This is a genomic window from Cryobacterium sp. PAMC25264 (genome assembly GCF_019443325.1).
Taxonomy (GTDB): Bacteria; Actinomycetota; Actinomycetes; order Actinomycetales; family Microbacteriaceae; genus Cryobacterium.
In genome coordinates this window covers 2,759,268-2,776,210 of record NZ_CP080383.1, presented here as the reverse complement: position 1 = coordinate 2,776,210, position 16,943 = coordinate 2,759,268, and the positions used below count along the sequence as shown (strand labels likewise).

At 68.0% G+C, this 16,943-nt stretch carries 18 protein-coding genes; all 18 read left to right on the top strand.

Going from position 1 to position 16,943, the window contains the following annotated elements:
- The 18 genes from KY500_RS19420 to rpsG all read left to right on the top strand — a co-directional run bounded on the left by KY500_RS19420 (position 1) and on the right by rpsG (position 16,896).
- A complete protein-coding gene (locus tag KY500_RS19420; protein WP_255579296.1) occupies positions 1-732 on the top strand; it encodes an FHA domain-containing protein in 732 nt (243 codons plus the stop codon).
- Complete coding sequence (locus KY500_RS19415) at positions 645-1,601, top strand: hypothetical protein (protein WP_255579295.1); 957 nt, start codon at positions 645-647, stop codon at positions 1,599-1,601. Before KY500_RS19420 ends, KY500_RS19415 begins: the two co-directional genes overlap by 88 nt.
- Positions 1,592-4,471, top strand: coding sequence for an FtsK/SpoIIIE domain-containing protein (locus KY500_RS19410; protein ID WP_255579293.1), 2,880 nt, complete (start codon positions 1,592-1,594; stop codon positions 4,469-4,471). The genes KY500_RS19415 and KY500_RS19410 overlap by 10 nt, the downstream gene beginning before the upstream one ends.
- A 229-nt stretch (positions 4,472-4,700) precedes the next feature.
- A complete protein-coding gene (locus tag KY500_RS12900) occupies positions 4,701-5,027 on the top strand; it encodes a hypothetical protein (RefSeq protein WP_120339348.1) in 327 nt (108 codons plus the stop codon).
- Complete coding sequence (locus tag KY500_RS12895) at positions 5,024-5,731, top strand: hypothetical protein (RefSeq protein WP_219900886.1); 708 nt, start codon at positions 5,024-5,026, stop codon at positions 5,729-5,731. Before KY500_RS12900 ends, KY500_RS12895 begins: the two co-directional genes overlap by 4 nt.
- Positions 5,707-6,315, top strand: a complete 609-nt coding sequence (locus KY500_RS12890; protein ID WP_219900885.1) for a hypothetical protein — start codon at positions 5,707-5,709, stop codon at positions 6,313-6,315. The genes KY500_RS12895 and KY500_RS12890 overlap by 25 nt, the downstream gene beginning before the upstream one ends.
- Positions 6,316-6,324: 9 nt before the next feature.
- Complete coding sequence (locus tag KY500_RS12885; RefSeq protein ID WP_219900884.1) at positions 6,325-6,960, top strand: hypothetical protein; 636 nt, start codon at positions 6,325-6,327, stop codon at positions 6,958-6,960.
- A gap of 8 nt (positions 6,961-6,968) precedes the next feature.
- Positions 6,969-7,568 carry a hypothetical protein gene (locus tag KY500_RS12880; protein ID WP_219900883.1) on the top strand — a complete coding sequence of 200 codons (600 nt, stop codon included), beginning with the start codon at positions 6,969-6,971 and terminating at the stop codon, positions 7,566-7,568.
- On the top strand, positions 7,565-8,467 hold the full coding sequence (locus tag KY500_RS12875) for a hypothetical protein (RefSeq protein WP_219900882.1): 903 nt from the start codon (positions 7,565-7,567) through the stop codon (positions 8,465-8,467). Before KY500_RS12880 ends, KY500_RS12875 begins: the two co-directional genes overlap by 4 nt.
- A 133-nt stretch (positions 8,468-8,600) precedes the next feature.
- Positions 8,601-8,897: a WXG100 family type VII secretion target gene (locus tag KY500_RS12870; protein ID WP_219900881.1), complete on the top strand. Its 297-nt coding sequence runs from the start codon at positions 8,601-8,603 to the stop codon at positions 8,895-8,897.
- Between the two features lie 161 nt (positions 8,898-9,058).
- Entirely contained in the window at positions 9,059-9,547 is a 489-nt protein-coding gene (locus KY500_RS12865; protein WP_219900880.1) for a hypothetical protein, read from the top strand.
- A gap of 2 nt (positions 9,548-9,549) precedes the next feature.
- A complete protein-coding gene (locus KY500_RS12860) occupies positions 9,550-10,497 on the top strand; it encodes a hypothetical protein (protein WP_219900879.1) in 948 nt (315 codons plus the stop codon).
- Positions 10,490-12,202, top strand: a complete 1,713-nt coding sequence (locus KY500_RS12855; protein ID WP_219900878.1) for a hypothetical protein — start codon at positions 10,490-10,492, stop codon at positions 12,200-12,202. Before KY500_RS12860 ends, KY500_RS12855 begins: the two co-directional genes overlap by 8 nt.
- 44 nt (positions 12,203-12,246) lie before the next feature.
- Positions 12,247-13,449, top strand: a complete 1,203-nt coding sequence (locus KY500_RS19405; RefSeq protein WP_255579289.1) for a YitT family protein — start codon at positions 12,247-12,249, stop codon at positions 13,447-13,449.
- A 399-nt stretch (positions 13,450-13,848) separates the two neighbouring features.
- Entirely contained in the window at positions 13,849-14,493 is a 645-nt protein-coding gene (locus KY500_RS12845; RefSeq protein ID WP_219900877.1) for a spermidine/putrescine ABC transporter substrate-binding protein, read from the top strand.
- A 274-nt stretch (positions 14,494-14,767) separates the two neighbouring features.
- A complete protein-coding gene (locus KY500_RS12840; protein WP_219900876.1) occupies positions 14,768-15,616 on the top strand; it encodes an endonuclease domain-containing protein in 849 nt (282 codons plus the stop codon).
- Positions 15,617-16,051: 435 nt separating this feature from the next.
- Positions 16,052-16,426 carry a 30S ribosomal protein S12 gene (rpsL, locus tag KY500_RS12835; protein WP_055811472.1) on the top strand — a complete coding sequence of 125 codons (375 nt, stop codon included), beginning with the start codon at positions 16,052-16,054 and terminating at the stop codon, positions 16,424-16,426.
- Positions 16,426-16,896 carry a 30S ribosomal protein S7 gene (gene rpsG, locus KY500_RS12830; RefSeq protein WP_066597688.1) on the top strand — a complete coding sequence of 157 codons (471 nt, stop codon included), beginning with the start codon at positions 16,426-16,428 and terminating at the stop codon, positions 16,894-16,896. Before rpsL ends, rpsG begins: the two co-directional genes overlap by 1 nt.
- The last annotated feature ends 47 nt before the right edge of the window (positions 16,897-16,943 follow it).

The following is a 16,943-nucleotide window of genomic DNA, read 5'->3' as shown; positions in this document are numbered from 1 at the left end:
ATGCGCCTCAAGCTCACCCTGGTTCGCCCCAACGGCGCCGCCAGCGACATCATCGTCACCGCGGATGCCGCCGCCACGATCAGCGAGATCGCCGGCACCATCAGCCGGGTGGATGCGCAGACCGTGCACTCGGCCGACCGGTACCTCACCCTGCGCGCCACGCTGCCCGGGCAGAGCGCACCGCTCACCCTGCCGCCGGACGGCCCGGTGGGGGAGGCGTGGATCGGCTCCGGCGCATCCGTGAGCCTGGCCGACGCCGGTGTGCTCTACCAGGCGCCGTCCACGCTTACCCAGCCGCCGGTCGCGCAACTGCGGGTGCTCACCGGGCCGGATGCCGGCACCGACTTTCCGCTCGCGCCCGGCAGCCTGGTGCTCGGCCGCGACCCCGGCTGCGACATCGTGCTGCACGACAGCCTGGTCTCCAAGAAGCACGCGCGTCTGGAGATCGGCGAGACCGTGGAGGTCATCGACCTCGGCAGCGCCAACGGTGTGGTCGTCGACGGCGGCATCGTGGGCCGGCTGCGCATCGCCAAGACCGAACGGCTGCTGCTCGGCGACTCCGAGGTGGAAATCAGCCTGGTCGCCGGCGCCGCCCCGAGGCCGCACCCAAGCCCGGCCCGATCTTCTTCAACCGCTCGCCCAAGGTGGAGAAGCGCTACATCGGCCAGGAATTCACCGCGCCGGAGGTGCCGGTGGAGAAGGAGCCGCAGCCGTTCCCGCTGCTGGCGATGATCACCCCGCTGCTGCTCGGTGGGGCCATGTTCGCGTTCACCCAGAGCCCGATCAGCCTGCTCTTCTGCCTGCTCTCGCCGGTGATGCTGATCGGCAACTTCGCCACCACCAAATCCCGCGACAAGCGCCGACTGGCCAAGGCCATCGCCACGTTCGAATCCCGCCTCGAGGTGCTCACCGCACGCCTGGCCACCGAACGGGTTACTGAGTTCGACCTGCGGCTCAAGGAATCCCCGTCGACGCAGGAAGCGCACGAGCACGCGATGAACCGCGGCCCGCTTCTTTGGACGCGTCGGCCCGAGCACTGGTCGTTCCTGAACGTCCGGCTGGGCATCGGCACCATGAACTCCCGCAACACCATCAAGGACTCCAGCCGCGGCGACATGCTGCCCGAGTTCCAGGAGAAGCTCACCGAGGTCGTCGAGGCCAACCAGACCCTCGACGGCGTGCCGCTGATCGACAACCTCTACGACTCCGGCGCGCTTGGTATCGCCGGTTCGCCGGTGCAGGCGATGGGCTCGATCAACTCGATCCTCGTGCAGCTCACCGCGCTGCACTCCCCGGCCGAACTCGTCGTGGCGTCGCTGCTCACCCCGCGCTGGTCCCGCGAGCTGGAGTGGCTCAAGTGGATGCCGCACACCTCCTCCCCGCACAGCCCGCTCGAGGGCAGCCACCTCGCCGACAGCGCCGCCAGCGCCAGCGCCGTGCTCTCCGGCATCGAGGGCGTCGTCGAGGCCCGCCTCGCCCAGGCCAAGACCCAGCGTCGCGGCGCCATGGGCAAACGGATGCCGCGCTCGAACGCGGCGGCGAGGTCGGCAAGGGCTCCGACCAGGGCACCAAGTCGCCCATCCCCGCGATCGTGCTGCTGATCTCCGATGACGTGGCCATCGATCGGGCCCGCCTCGTGCAACTCGCCGAGATCGCCGCCGACGCCGGCGTCTACCCCATCTGGATCGGCCCGACCGTGGCCGCGCTGCCCGCCGTCTGCCGCACCTACCTGCACCTCGCCGACGACGCCGGACTGGCCACGGTCGGCTTCGTGCGCCTGGGTGAGACCATCGACAACGTCGTCACCGAACAGCTGGACTCGGTCACCGCCCTCGAATTCGCCAAGCGGATGGCCCCGGTCATCGACGCCGGCGCCCTCGTCGCCGACGCCAGCGACCTGCCCCGCACGGTGTCCCTGGTGACCCTGCTCGGCCACGAGATGGTGGAGACCAGCGCCGCGGTCATCGACCGGTGGCAGCAGAACACGTCCATCCACGACCGTTCCGGCGGCACGCCCAAGCCCCGCCGGGCCGGCAAGCTGCGCGCCATCATCGGCTCCGCCGGTGTCGACGCCATGCACCTGGACCTCCGCACCCAGGGCCCGCACGCCCTCGTCGGTGGCACCACCGGTGCCGGCAAGAGCGAGTTCCTGCAAGCCTGGGTGCTCGGCATGGCCGCCGAATACAGCCCCGACCGGGTCACCTTCCTCTTCGTGGACTACAAGGGCGGTTCGGCGTTCGCCGACTGCGTCACCCTGCCGCACTGCGTGGGCCTGGTCACCGACCTCAGCCCGCACCTGGTGCGCCGAGCGCTCACCAGCCTCCGCGCCGAACTGCACCACCGCGAACACCTGCTCAACCGCAAGAAGGCCAAGGACCTGCTCGAGCTGGAGAAGCGCGGCGACCCCGACAGCCCGCCCGCCCTGGTGCTTGTCATCGACGAGTTCGCGGCGCTGGCCACGGAGGTACCCGAGTTCGTCGACGGCGTCGTCGATATCGCGCAGCGCGGCCGGTCGCTGGGCATCCACCTGATCATGGCCACCCAGCGCCCCGCCGGCGTGATCAAGGACAACCTGCGTGCCAACACTCCGCTGCGCATTGCGCTGCGGATGGCCGACGAGTCCGACAGCACCGACGTGATCGGCACCAAGGACTCCGCGCACTTCGACCCGGCCATCCCGGGCCGCGGCGTCGCCAAGACCGGCCCCGGCCGGCTCGCGCAGTTCCAGTCCGCCTATGCCGGCGGGTGGACCAGCCGCGAACCCGAGCGCGCCGGCATCGACGTGCACGAGCTGCGCTTCGGCGCCGAAAGCCGTTGGGAGGAGCCCCGCTCCACCGAGAACGTCGACGAAGACCGCGACCTCGGCCCCACCGACCAGCAGCGTCTGGTCACCACGATCGTCGCCGCCAACGCCGGCGCCGGCATCCCTGCGCCCCGCCGCCCGTGGCTCGACGAGCTCGCCGCCGCCTACGACCTCAGCCTGCTGCGGCAGCGCACGGATGCCGAACTCCTCCTCGGCGTCTCCGACGTCGCCGAGCAGCAGCAGCAGGTTTCCGCGTACTTCCGCCCCGACATCGACGGCCATCTCTCCGTCTTCGGCACCGGTGGCTCGGGCAAGTCGTCGGTGCTGCGCACCCTCGCCTGCGCCGCGGCGATCACCCCGCGCGGCGGACCCGTGCACGTCTACGGGCTCGACTTCGGCGCCGGCAGCCTGCGCATGCTCGAGCAGCTGCCGCACGTGGGCTCGATCATCATGGGCGACGACACCGAACGCATCGTGCGGTTGTTCCGCACCCTGCAAGGAGAACTCGACCGCCGCAAGGCGCTCTACGCCGAGGCGAACGCGTCGAACATCAGCGAGTACCGGCAGCTGGCCGGGCAGCCGACCGAGCCGCGCATCCTGCTGCTCATCGACGGGTTCCCCAACTTCCGCAACGACTTCGAGATCACCGCCGGCCGCGCCCAGTGGTTCGACGTGTTCAAGGACATCCTCTCCGACGGTCGACAGCTGGGCCTGCACGTGGCCCTCACCGCCGACCGTGCCGGCGCCGTGCCCGCGTCGATCTCCTCTGCGATCCAGCGGAAGGTCGTGCTGCGGCTCGCCGACGACGGGTACGGCATGCTCGACGTGCCCAGCGACATCCTCAGCGTCAAGTCGCCGGCCGGCCGCGCCATCGTGGACGGCTTCGAAACCCAGATCGCGATTCTCGGCGGGCTCTCCGCCCAGTCGGCCCAGTCCGACGCCACCCGGCGGCTGGCCGAGGCCATGCGCCGTGCGGGCGTGGCTGAGGCGCCCATCATCGGCTCGCTGCCCAAGGAATACCCGCAGGACCAGCTGCCGGCGCGCGTGGGGGAGCGGGTCGTGCTCGGCCTCGGCGACGTCGACCTCGGCCCGGCCGGTTTCGAACCCAGCGGTACCCTGCTGCTGGCCGGCCCGCCCGCCAGCGGCCGCAGCACCGCCATCGAGTCGATCGCCCGTTCGTTCAAGCGGTTCGAACCGGATGCGCGACTGTATTACTTCGGCAACGCCCGCTCTCCGATCTCCCGGCTGGGTCTGTGGACCGAGGCTGCCACCACCGTCGACGCCGTCGCGGCGCTGGCCAAGGACCTCGCCGCCGCGGTGGCCGACCCCGACACCGAGGGACGCATCGCCGTGTTCGTCGAGAGCCTGGGCGACTTCCTGCAGTCCAGCGCCGACGGCCCGATCCTCGAGCTCACCCGGGCGGTCAAGCGCAGCGACCACTTCCTGCTCGGCGAGGCCGAGACCAGCGCGTGGAGCTCATCCTGGCCGTTGTTCGGCGAGATCAAGAACTCCCGCCGGGGCCTGTTGCTGCAGCCCGAATCGGTGGAGGGCGACATCCTGCTGAAGACCGCGCTGCCCCGCCTCAACCGCTCCGAGTTCCCACCCGGCAGAGGGGTGCTCATCGCCAAGGGCAACTTCGTGCGGGTGCAGCTGCCGCTCCTCCAGTGACGCCCTCTGGGTCGCGGCCCCGTCGTCGGTCGAGCTTGTCGAGACCTGGTGAGCCGTTCTCTCGTCGTCGGGCAGGTTTCGACAAGCTCAACCACCACGACCGGACGGATGGGGACCGCTGCCCATCGAACCCGTGCGGGGGCTTCGGTAGTGTTCAGGACAGGCAGCCGACCAGCGCGCATCCGTCGCGAGGGGCCCGGCCCGGCCGCAGACCAAGGGGGAACCGATAGTGAGTGATCTCAACTTCGACTTACAGCTGCTACACCAGCTGCGCGACGACCTCGACGCGGTCGTCAACGAGTTCACCAACGCCGACGAGTTCAGCAACGACGTGGCGACCGCCACCGGGCACGATGAACTCGGCGGGCACGTTTCCGACTTTGCCTCGAAGTGGAATGACAAGCGCAAGACGATGCTCGAGTCCGTCAAGGCGCTCCAGCAGAAGATCGGCGCCATCACCGACGGTTTCACCGAGGTCGACGACAGCCTGGCGAAGGCTCTCAATGACGCCGCAGCGTCGATGCCGCCCATGACCGCAACGAAGGTGACCCCATGACCGACAGCGAATTCCGCGCCCTTGAGGGCGACCCCGACCTGGTGCGGTCCAAAGCAGACCGCTATGCCGAACTGGCCGACGCCATCACGCGTTCCGTCACCACGCTCAACGCGATCAAGTCCACCGAGGGTATGACGTCCAAAGCCATCGACAAGGTGCGTGAAGAGGCCGGCACGGTTGCTGACGACATCGGAAAAGCGCAGAGCCGGTACTCCGGCACCGCTCAGGCACTGATTACCTACTCGGCCCAGCTGCGCAGCGCGCAGGATGCCGCGAACACGGCTATCTCGCACATCAACGACAAGGAGAGCGCGGCCGCCACCGCCTCGCAAGCGGCCACCCGCGCCGCGACCAAGGCCGAGAACGCGACACCGGAGACCGCCAGCACCGAGACCGCCGCCGCCACCAAGGCCGAGACTGCCGCGCAGACCGCCGGCCAGGATCTCGCTGCCGCGCACCAGGAGTGGCACTCCGCGCTGGATGTCAAGAACCAGGCAGCGCAGACTGCGATCGGCTCCATCCTGAACGTGATCGACGGAAAGGCTGGCGAGGCTCTCAACGACACCTGGTGGGATGACTGGGCAAGGCCGCCCTCGACATCCTCAAGACTGTGTGCGAGTGGGCCGGGGTCCTGGCCATCTTCTTCTCCTGGGTGCCGTTCCTCGGGCAGATCCTGCTGGTGCTCGCAGTTGTCGGCGCCGTGATCACCCTGATCGAGGCCACCATCAAGGCCGTCAACGGCGGCAGCTGGGGCGACGTCGCGTTCGCCGCTGTGGGCGTAGTGCTCTCCGTGTTCGGCGGCAACATCGCCAAGTACGCCACCAAACTGGTCAAGGCCAAGGGCATCACCGCAGCTCTCAAGCTGCCGCGCAAGCAGTTCACCACCCTCACCGGCATTCCGCGCGGCCAGAAGGCCGCCCAGCTCAAGGACGTGCAGGCCATGCTGGGCTCGCCCAAGAAGCTGCCCAACGTCATGAAAGAGGTCTTCGGCACCAACCCGCTCAAGGTCTCCGAGAAGAACCTCGGCGCAGCATGGCACAACTTCCGGCGCAACCCGCTAGGTATCCAGGGCTTCGACAACCCGGTGTTCACGGGCGCTGCCGCGGCCGGAATTCCCACCGGTGCCAAAGTGTTTCTCGGTGTGATGAATTACCGCTCGCTGGCGAGCAAGGCCGGGACCCTCACCAACAACCCGTTCGACCACGAAGACCGGGGCTTGTCGCTGAAGCCGGAGAGCATCCTCAAAGACCTGTCGCACGGCGACCTGCCCAAATTGACCCCCGGATAGGCTGACTGCATGACGAGTGACGCTCCACTGAACGAAATCCTCGATCTTCGGATCCAGATCTCCGACGGGTTCCACCCTGTGCGGCTCGAGGAGGACATCGACTCGGCGACCTGGGCCCGCGAGGTGGTGGCCGAGGTCACGGCCCAGACCGGCAGCCTCGACCACGAAGATTCGATGCTCGGGCAGTTGGAGGAGTTGCGCATCCGCTTGCTCGCCCAGCTGAACCCCTATCTCACGGCGGCCGTGCACATTCGCCCCGAGGAGTTCATGAGCCTGGGCCTCCTCCTCACCTTCCAGGTGGTGGAGATGGAGCCCGAGCAGGGCCCGGACTGGTACGAACAGACCGCGCGTGAGCTGGCCGCGGAGACCGCGGCGGATGCGTTCACCCTCAACTTCGAGACCTGGCAGGGTGAGCTGCCCGCCGGTCGGTTCGTCGGTGCCCATCAGGTCACCGAGTATTTCGCGGCGGGCGACGAGATCGGCTGGGTGGAAGCCCGCACCATGTTCGGCGTCTTCCCGCCGAACTCCACCGAGATGGTGCAGTTCACCTTCACCTCTGCCGACTTGGCCACGTTCGGCGATATGCGCGCCGAAACGCAGCTCATCGTCGGCTCACTCGAACTCGACCTGGGGCCCACCGAATGACCCGTCAGATGAAGTTCGCCGAGGCGAACCTGTCCATTGTTCTGCCCGGTTCGTGGCTCACTCTGCCGCTCGATGACCCGCCGACCCTTGAGCGCCAGATCGCTTCCGTGGTCAAGCGCCGCATCGGCCGGGACGACCGGCTCGCGCGCCTCCGCCGAGATGCCAAGGAACAGCTGCGCGGTATGGCCGCTGCCGCTGCCGCGGCCGGTGCCTTCCGCGTGGCGCTCTCGCTCGAGATCCTTCCCGGCGTGCCGTTCCCGGCCGCCATGGTGCTCGACTACTCCGACTGGCCGCCCACGGCTCCCGGCTCGCCCGTGCCGGCCGACGACACCGAGCAGCGCCTGCGGCTGGCCTTCCCCGGGGCCGAGCTTCTCAGCCTCGACAGCGGCCTGGCCGTGCGGCGAGCGTTCGCGTCCACCATCCGCGCCGGCGAGGAGACCACCAACGATGTGAAGATCCAGTACTGGCTGGTCACGCCAGACGACGACAAGCTGTTGCACATCGTGGTCGACGCCCCGATGGCCAGCGACACTGAGCTGTACACCCAACTCTTCGACGCGATCGTTGACTCGGTGCGGTTCAGCGGCATTGCAGTGGCCGCCTCGTGAGCGGGCCGCAGAAGAGCGCCGCCGAGCGCCGCCGGCAGCTCGTTGCCAGCCGCTCGAGTACAGCGTCCCCGGGTCAGGGTGAGAGCCAGCCGACCCGATTCCGGGCCGGTACCCTTTACCTGGTCGGCGGCATCCTCGTGGTCATCGCCCTGGTGGTGCTGGCCGTGCTCATCGGCGTCACCGCGCAGGGCCGTAACCTGAGCGACTTCGTCGGCGGCGCCAGTTGGGGCACCAACCTCGTGGCGGCACCGATCATGATCCTCATGCTCGCCGCCGCCCCCTTGTTCCTGGCCGAATTCCACCGCCGCGGGCGGTGGAGCACCCGGGAGCGCGGGTTCATCCAGGGCGGCTCCAACGTGGTGGAGCTGCGGCCGGCTCCGCTGTGGAGTCGTGCGCTCTTCATCCTGCTCAGTGTGGCGGCGTGGGTAGGGCTCATTGCGGTTCCGGTTTACCTCGATGTCACCACGGATACCTTCGCCGACGCCGACGACAGCCTCTGGGTGTTGCTCGTGCTGTACGGATTCTTCGCGTCGGGGATGGCCGCTGTGCTGCTGTTCTCCCTGCTCAAGCGGCTCACCTACGAGCCCCTGGCCAACCGGTTCGGCGACCAGATCGTGCCCGGCTCGGTGAGCCAGGTTTTCTGGCGAGCGATGTCGTACCGGTTCCGGTTCGAACTCTGGTTCGCGTTCGGGTTCGGGGCGATTCTCGGGACCATCCCGCTGGTCTACCAGTCGGCCGCCGACGACTGCTACACCCAGTCGTGCGCCGTCGTGCCCGACCCCGCCTGGCTGGCGTGGATCCTCTGGATCGCCGCCGGATGCGCAGCCCTGGCTGTGATCGGCTGCCTGAACGCTTGGCGCAGCGGGAAGTCGCTCTACAGCGGCGAATCCGTCTCCTAACCAGCACGGCTAGCGGCGGGGACCGCATGGGGAGTGCTGCCCATTCCGCTCCGCAACCCGGGTTCGTTAGGTTATACATAGTCGGTCGGCCTGAGGGGGTTGGCCCCGAACGAATAAACAAGGAGCTCTTCTCATGGCGAATATGAACGTTACTTACAGCGAAATGCGCGACGCGTCCAAGAACCTGATCTCAGGCAAGGACGACCTCACCGCCAAGCTTTCCCAGCTGCAGAGCCTGGTCAACAACCTCGTCGCCGGTGGCTTCGTCACCGACGCCGCATCGGGCGCCTTCCACACCTCCTACGAGCAGTTCACCAAGGGCACCACCGAGGCCGTCAACGGCCTCACCGGCATGTCGGAGTTCCTCGTCCGCGCCGCGGACGCCATGGAGAACGTCGACAGCGAGCTCGCTCGCGGCATCAGCGGCTAATTCCGCTCGTGTGACCTAAGGCGTGGCCGGTATCCGGTCACGCCTTTGGTCAATCCGCGGCCGGATCTGCGGTCGCAGCAACCGCCGCATCGGCACCGCACGCGATCGCCGCAGCCGCGGCACGCACCATCAGCAGCACCAACCACCATCAGGGAGACCGGATGTACGGCGACATGGCAGCGCTCGGCCGCAGGTCCACCGAGCTGCGCACACTCGCCGCCGACACTCGCACCCGCGCCGGCGTTCTCCGTTCGGCCGTGGGCGACACCTGGGTCTCGGCTGCCGCCGCCACCTTCATCGACCAGCTTGGCCAGCGCGCCGGCAACCTCGACTCCTCCGCCGCTTCGCTCGAGGAGGCGGCCGACGCGATCGACGCGCACATCCGCGCTGTCGAGCTCGTCAGACAGGCCATCGCCGAAGCCGAACAGTGGATCTCCGATCGCTGGAACGACGCCGCCCGACTCGTCGGGAACACCGTCGAGGTGATCGCCGAGGGCGCCGAGAACGTCTTCGAGTTCTTCGGCACCGAGGTGCCCGGTGCGCTCGTGAACGAGGCCGACGAACTCATCCGCACAGTGCGGGAGCTGCCGGCCCCGGGCTCGCCCGACTGGCTCGCTCTTTCCGACACCTTCCACCAACGGGGCTGGTAACCATGGCTTTCTCCATCGCGTCCCCCCGCACCGTGCCGCGCACGCCGGCCCGGTTCGGACTCACCGTCGATCAACTCCACCTGCTGCAGGTCGAATGCGCCGGCCTCGCCATTCCCCCGGAGTTCCGCTCCGAGTGGGCCGACGAGGTGCCGGCCGACGAACGCGCCGAGCGGATGCACGCCGCCGAGATGGGCCTGATCGATCAGGGCCTGCTCCGCGCCGCCTCGGCCCTCAGCCCCAACACCGACGCAGGCGCCGAGCCCGACTTCGCGGCCCGCGTGCACCCGGCCGTGCTGAGCTTCCTCGGCCTGTTCACCGAACCGGCCCTGCTCCTGACGGTGCATTCCTGGGGCGGCGGCCGCACCATCCTGCAGACCATCGCCGTGCGAGCCGGCTTTGCAGCTTCGCTCGTGCGGGGTCAACGCCTCAACGACCGGGGTGCCGAGCCCCGCAACGAAGACGCCGTCGAGCTGTCGGCCTTCCCGGTGGCCGCGCTGATCAGCGAGGCCCTGCGCGCCCTGATCCGGCTGCAACCCCAGGACGACGACACCCCCGACACCCCGGCCGGCTCCGTCGTGCTGCCGCTCACCCTGGCTCAGGGCATGATCGGGGCCATTCGCACCCAAAACCCGGAGATCATTCACGCCGCCGCCCTGCAGGTGGGTGTGCCGCAGGCCGAGCGGGTGCTCGAGGGTGCGGCGTTCGGCATCGACGCCGGCAACACCCTCGCCGCCACCTCGCTCACCGGCGATACCGTGGCCGTGCACTGGTTCCGCGGCACCACCGGATGGTTCCAGCTGAGCGCCGACACCCCGGTGGTGGGCCGCATCGAGTCCACCGCCGACTTCGTCGATTCCAGCCGGGTGCGCATCAGCACCACGAACACCGCCGCCATCGTGGGCCAGGTCACCACCGCGGTCGGGTCTTTGCTGGGGGTGCTCCGTGGCTGAGTCGGGTCTCACCGTCTCCGGGGGAGCGGGCGGAATCGGGGCGAGCCTCGACGACATGCGCACCGAATCCGCGCAGCTGTCGGCCATGGCCCAGCAACTCGTCGATCAGGCCCTCGCCGCGGCCGACATTGCCGTGGACGGCGACCTGCTGGCCTCGGCGCTCCTCTCGCCGATCACCGCCGCTACGGCCGAAGAGAAGATCGTGTTCGCCACCGGGCAGATGCTCATCTTCGCCACGGATGCGGGCGTCACCGCCGTGTTCCTGGCCGGAGCCGTCGACGCCTACGAGGCCGTGGACGCGAGCCTCAAGATCCTCGCCAACGCGGCCGTCAACGCCACGACCCTCGTGGCCGGGGTCATGGTCATTCCGCTGGCCCTCGGTGCCGGTGTGCTCGTGCTGGCCGACGTGGCCGCCGTGTACGCCGGCGGGTATGTGCTCGAGGGCCTCGACGCACTCCGCGAGGGCGTCGACAAGACCCTGGCCAACCCCGCCTCGCTTCTGAACCCGGGCGCCGCTCTCGTTGCCCTGGCCGCGAACACGGCCGGCGCCTACGACGTCGACGATGCCCAAGAAACCGTCGATGAAGCCTTCGCCGACCAGCTGGAACAGCTCAACGCTCTCGCCGGTGACAACGCGTGGGCTGTCGACCTGATCGCCCAGGGTGCCCCCGGCCTGCTCGCCGGCCTCACCCTTCCGCTCGGACTGCTGAGCCTGGGCGGCAGTAACTGGCTGCTGGGTAAGCTCACCGGCATGCCGTGGCCGCCCGCCAGTTATGAGCAAGCGCTGCAGGCGATCATCGGTGCGGGCAACCGAGGCGGGTACTTCAACGACGGACCTCTGCTCACCGGCGATGACCTGTTCACCCCGCCGGAGATCGTCGGTGCGGACGTTGTGACCCCCACCAGCCTAGAGACCCTCTTCGACGGGTCGGCGCAGATCGACCAGTACGACACCTCCGCAACCGGCGACGAGAATGCGCTGGCCCGCATCCGCATCACCGAGGTGCCCGGCAACCCGCCCAGCTTTATCGTGCAGATTCCCAGCACCCAGTCCTGGGATGCTCAGGCCGGCAGCACCCCTAACGACCTCACCGGCGACACTCACGCCATGCTCGCTCAGCAAACGGCGCTCTCGAGCGCGGTGGATGCGGCCATGCGGGAGGCGGGGATCATGCCCGACGACCCGGTCATGCTGCAGGGCTTCAGCCTGGGCGGCATCACCGCCGGTCAGATGGCCGCCGACCCCACCCTGAACTACAACATCACCAACGTGGTCACCGGTGGGGCGCCCATCGCGAACTTCGACATTCCGAGCGACGTGCAGGTGCTCTCGCTGGAGTTCGACGAAGACCCGGTGCCCAAACTCGACAGCAACGGCAACCCCGAGTCCGCGAACTGGACCACCGTTGAGGCATCCGCGCCGTCCCTCTCCACCGACAAGGGCGCTCCCGTCGGCATCGGCGGGGAGACGGGTGCCCACAACCCCAACCGCTATGCGATCACCGCCGGGGAGGTCGATGCCTCCTCCGACCCGAGCATCACCGCGTGGGGTGACTCCGCGGCCGGGTACTTCCCCGCCGGCGACGACCCGGTGGAAGTGACCACGAGCACGGACCCGACCACCGGCGTCACCACGACCACGACCACCAACAGCAGGACCCATCAGATCGTGTCAACGACCACCGACTACGGAGCGCAGCGTTGAGCATGACTCGCCCCCACCGATCGATACGGGTCCGTCGTGCCGGCGTGCTCCTCGCGACGGCCCTGACTGCTGCGGCGCTGTTGAGCGGATGCGCCGGGCTCGGCCGCGCGCAGCCGGAGCCGACCGCGGCCGCTCCGGTGGCCGAACGCACCACCCAGCAGGTCACCGCCGAGCTCGGCCAGCTCCCCGGTGTGAGCGACGCGTTTGTCTCGGCCGGACCTGTGGGCCTGCCCAACCAGGTGGAAATGACGGTCGGGCTGAACCTCGACGCCGGGTATGCCGGGGATGTGCCCGCCCTGCTCGACTACACGCTGGCGATGGCGTGGTCTGCCACGACGGACGAGCCCACCACGACCGCGACCGTGGCGTTCCGAGAAGGAGACGCCGCCCTGGACCTGGCACCGGCCGCCGCCGCGCTGGGCTGGACCGACCTGACCGGCCCGGCACTGGACGTTGCCGTCGACGACCTGGAAGCCCGGTACGGCCCTGGCCCGGTCCGGTACCGGAGAAGCCCGCCGCCCTGGGCTGACCCGGCGGGGCCGGCACCCGCCGCCTCGCTACCATGGGCTAATGAACAGCACCCCGTTCCCCGCCCCGTTGCGCCCATGACGCGCACCGCCCCCGGCACCATCGTCGATCCCTCCGAAGCATCCCCCCGCGTTCCGCACACCCGCTTCGAGAACGTGGTCGCGCTGTTCATCGGCACCTTCGCCGTCTCGTTCGGCCTCTACCTCCTCAAGGAGGTGGGCGTCGCCACCGGCGGCACCGCCGGCATCGCGCTGCTCGCCAGCTACGCCACCAGCTGGTCGTTCGGCGTGTGGTTCGTGCTGGTCAACCTGCCCTTCTTCGCCCTGGCGATCTGGCGCATGGGCTGGCGCTTCACCCTCAAGACCCTCGTGGCCGTGGTGCTCGTCTCCCTCTTCTCCGAGGTGCACCCGCTCATGCTCGAAATCGGGGACATGAACTCGATCTACGCCACCCTGCTCGGCAGTCTGCTCGCGGGCATCGGCCTCATCGTGCTGTTCCGGCACCAGGCCAGCCTGGGCGGGGTCAACATCCTCGCGCTGTACCTGCAGAAGAGCCGCGGATGGCGGGCCGGCTACGTGCAGCTCGTCGTGGACGTGCTCATCGTGCTCGCGGCCTTCGCCACCCTGCCGGTGCCAATGGTGCTGCTCTCGGTGGTGGGCGCGGTCATCCTCAACATGATCATCGCTATGAACCACCGCCCCGACCGCTACTTCGGCTAACCGCCCGTGCCCCGTTCCGCTGGTTGAGCGTGTCGACGCGCTGGTTGAGCGTGTCGAAACCGGGTGCCCGTTGCGCTGGTTGAGCGTGTCGAAATCAGGTGATCGTTCCGCTGGTCGAGTTTGTCGAAACCGGGTGACTGTTGCGCTAGTTGAGCGTGTCGAAACCAGGTGACGTGCGTCGAGAGATCGGCTCACGGGGTCTCGACAGGCTCGACCGCCGAGATGGCCGTGACCACACCCGACCGGCGAGGTGGCGGCGACCCCACGCTGGTTGAGCCTGTCGAAACCAGGTGACGTGCGTCGAGAGATCGGCTCGCGGGGTCTCGACGAGCTCGACCGACGAGGTGGCTTACTGAACCCTGGTGATTCCGGCATCCGCACCGACTAAACTTGACAGCCATGGATGCATCCATCGAGTCGCGGGTCGGCCGCGAAGTCGACGCCTGGCTGCGTTGGGTTCCCAAGTGGCAGCCCGGCACTCACCGGGCACGCTCCAGACTCTGCCAGCACTGCTTCGGCTCGCCCGTGCTGCGCGCAGCCGGCCTCGACACGGATGTGCCGCACGGAGTGCAGCATCCGCTCTCGATGCGCATCAAGGCCCTGATCGAGGACGAGGTTGACACCTACACCTCCCTGAACCTGCCGATGCTCAACCGCGAACTCGGGCTGATCGAACTGCGCAAGGAAGCGCAGGCGGCGTATCACCCGCTGGAGGGCCTCGGCCCGGAGTTTGACGGCGTCGACATCGACCCGCCCGCCGAACCGAACGAGCCCTACCTGTTCATGTTCGAGGACTTCGCGCCGCCGCCCAGCGCCGACGACCCGGAACTGTCCCCGCCGCCGCTGAGCGCCGAGGAGAAGGCGGCGCTGCGGGTGGAGATGCGGCTCGCCGACGACCACGCGCTGCTCGTGGGCAAGCAGGTGTGCGCCGCCCTCGTTGCGCACCGGCCCGAGCTGCAGCAGGCCATCGCACGGTTCGTTGAGCCGCAGGTGCAGGCGCTGCTGGCCGACCTGGGCAACACGCTCGATCCGCACGGCACCTAGAGGGAGCGGCTCGCGAGGTCTCGACAAGCTCGACCAGCGAGTGGGCAAGGTCGACCGGCGCCGTGGGCAAACTCGACCTGCGGCACGGTTAAGAGGAAAAAAGCGGATTATGGGGATGAGTCAGCCGATTTCGTCCTCGTAATCTCACTTTTTCCTCATAATCGTGCGCGGGCACAGGGTGGGCCCCTTGTGCACAGATGCACGGGTACGGGGGAGTTTGCACAGCCGACAACACCGGGCTCAACGAGCGGATGCCGGCGGGGACACTGGCCGCATGGACCTCGGCATCTGGCTCACCCAGCACGACGGCATCGCGCACTCCCACCAGGCCCTCCGAGCGGGCTTCACCCGCTTCGCGATCCGGCAAAGCGTTGCGAGAGGAGTGTGCGCCCGCATCCGGCGCGATTGGTTGGCGCTGCCGACGGCCCCGATCGACCTGCGAGCTGCGGCGGCACTCGGCGGGCGGGTGGCGTGCCTCAGCGTGGCCAGGCGACTCGAGCTGTGGCACCTCCCCGACGGGATGAACCACGTCAGCATGCCGAGGAATGGGACGGTTCCGGCATCCGACACCCTGCGGGTGCACTGGAGCGCCGGACCGGTGCCGATTGCTCGGTTCGCCCTCGTGGAACCGATCGAGGACGCCCTCGTGCACATTGCCCAGTGCCAGAGCTTCGAGAACGCTCTCGTCGTGTGGGACTCCGCCCTCAACAAGAACCTGGTGACCCAGCAGGCGCTCGCACGCTTGCCCCTGCGCGGCGCCGCGGCCCGCGCCGTGCGAGACGTCGCGTCGGGATTGTCTGATTCGGGTCTGGAGACGCTGCCGGTGGCACGGCTGGCGTTGGCCGGCATCCGGGTCAACCAGCAGGTGATGCTTGACGGCCACAAGGTGGATGGGCTCATCGGCGACCGGCTCGTGCTGCAGAGCGACGGCTTCAGCTTTCACTCCTCGGCCGAGCAGCGGCGGGCGGACATTGCGCACGATCGACGGCTGGCGCTGCTGGGCTACACGGTGTTGCGCTACGACTACCGGCAGATCTTGTTCGACTGGCCGCGGATCGAGCAGGAGATTCTCCGGGCCATGGCCCAAGGTCTGCACCTGTCGCCGGCGCAAAACAGGAGATAGTGAGATTAAGAGGATGCTTTCGCCGATTCCGTCCCAGTAATCTCACTTTGTCCCAGTAAACCTCCCATCGCACCTCCCAGTAAACCTCCCACCAAGGCCCCCCGGCCGGCACCCACACGAGGAGTAGCACCTGAAGTCGAACGCGCTTGACCCGCAACCCTGCCGGGGTTAGCATTGACGAGTGTGCGCTTTGTCGTGCGCTTCAGTTATGCCGCTTCGTTGTTCCAACATCGGGTTGCACTTCAGTCGCCCCGACACTCCACGCAAACAGGGTTTGCTCTCCGAGCGGCCCCCACGGCATACCCACCAGAACGATCGAACGCGAGTTCGTGATGTCCGGAGGGTCCAGATGAACTCGATGAGCACTGTGAAGTGCGATTCGAATGCTTTGACATCAGTCAGCTGTCACCGTGCAGCAAAAACAAGGAGTTATTAGTGCCCACCATTCAGCAGTTGGTGCGAAAGGGACGCAGCCCCAAGGTCACCAAGACCAAGGCTCCCGCCCTGAAGTCCAACCCCCAGCAGCGCGGCGTTTGCACGCGCGTGTACACGACCACCCCGAAGAAGCCGAACTCGGCTCTCCGCAAGGTTGCTCGCGTCAAGCTGTCCAACGGTACCGAGGTCACCGCCTACATCCCCGGTGAAGGCCACAACCTGCAGGAGCACTCGATGGTGCTCGTTCGCGGCGGTCGTGTTAAGGACCTCCCCGGTGTTCGTTACAAGATCGTTCGTGGCGCCCTGGACACCCAGGCAGTCAAGAACCGCAAGCAGGCTCGTAGCCGCTACGGCGCCAAGATGGAGAAGAAGTAATGCCTCGTAAAGGCCCAGCGCCCAAGCGTCCCGTTATCGCTGACCCGGTATACGGCGCCCCCATTGTTAGCCAGCTGGTCAACAAGATCCTCCTCGACGGCAAGAAGGGCCTCGCCGAGCGCATCGTTTACGATGCACTCGAAGGCGTTGTTGCCAAGAACGGTGCGGATGCTGTTGTCACGCTGAAGAAGGCCCTCGACAACGTGCGCCCGACCCTCGAGGTGCGTTCGCGCCGCGTCGGTGGTTCCACCTACCAGGTGCCCGTCGAAGTCAAGCCGCACCGCGCGAACACCCTCGCGCTGCGCTGGTTGACCAGCTACGCCAAGGCGCGTCGCGAGAAGACCATGACCGAGCGTCTCACCAACGAGATCCTCGACGCATCCAACGGCCTCGGTGCCGCAGTGAAGCGTCGTGAGGACACTCACAAGATGGCTGAAGCGAACAAGGCTTTCGCTCACTACCGCTGGTAGTAGTCCACCGTTGGTCGAGCCTGTCGAGACCCGAGTCTCGACTCGCC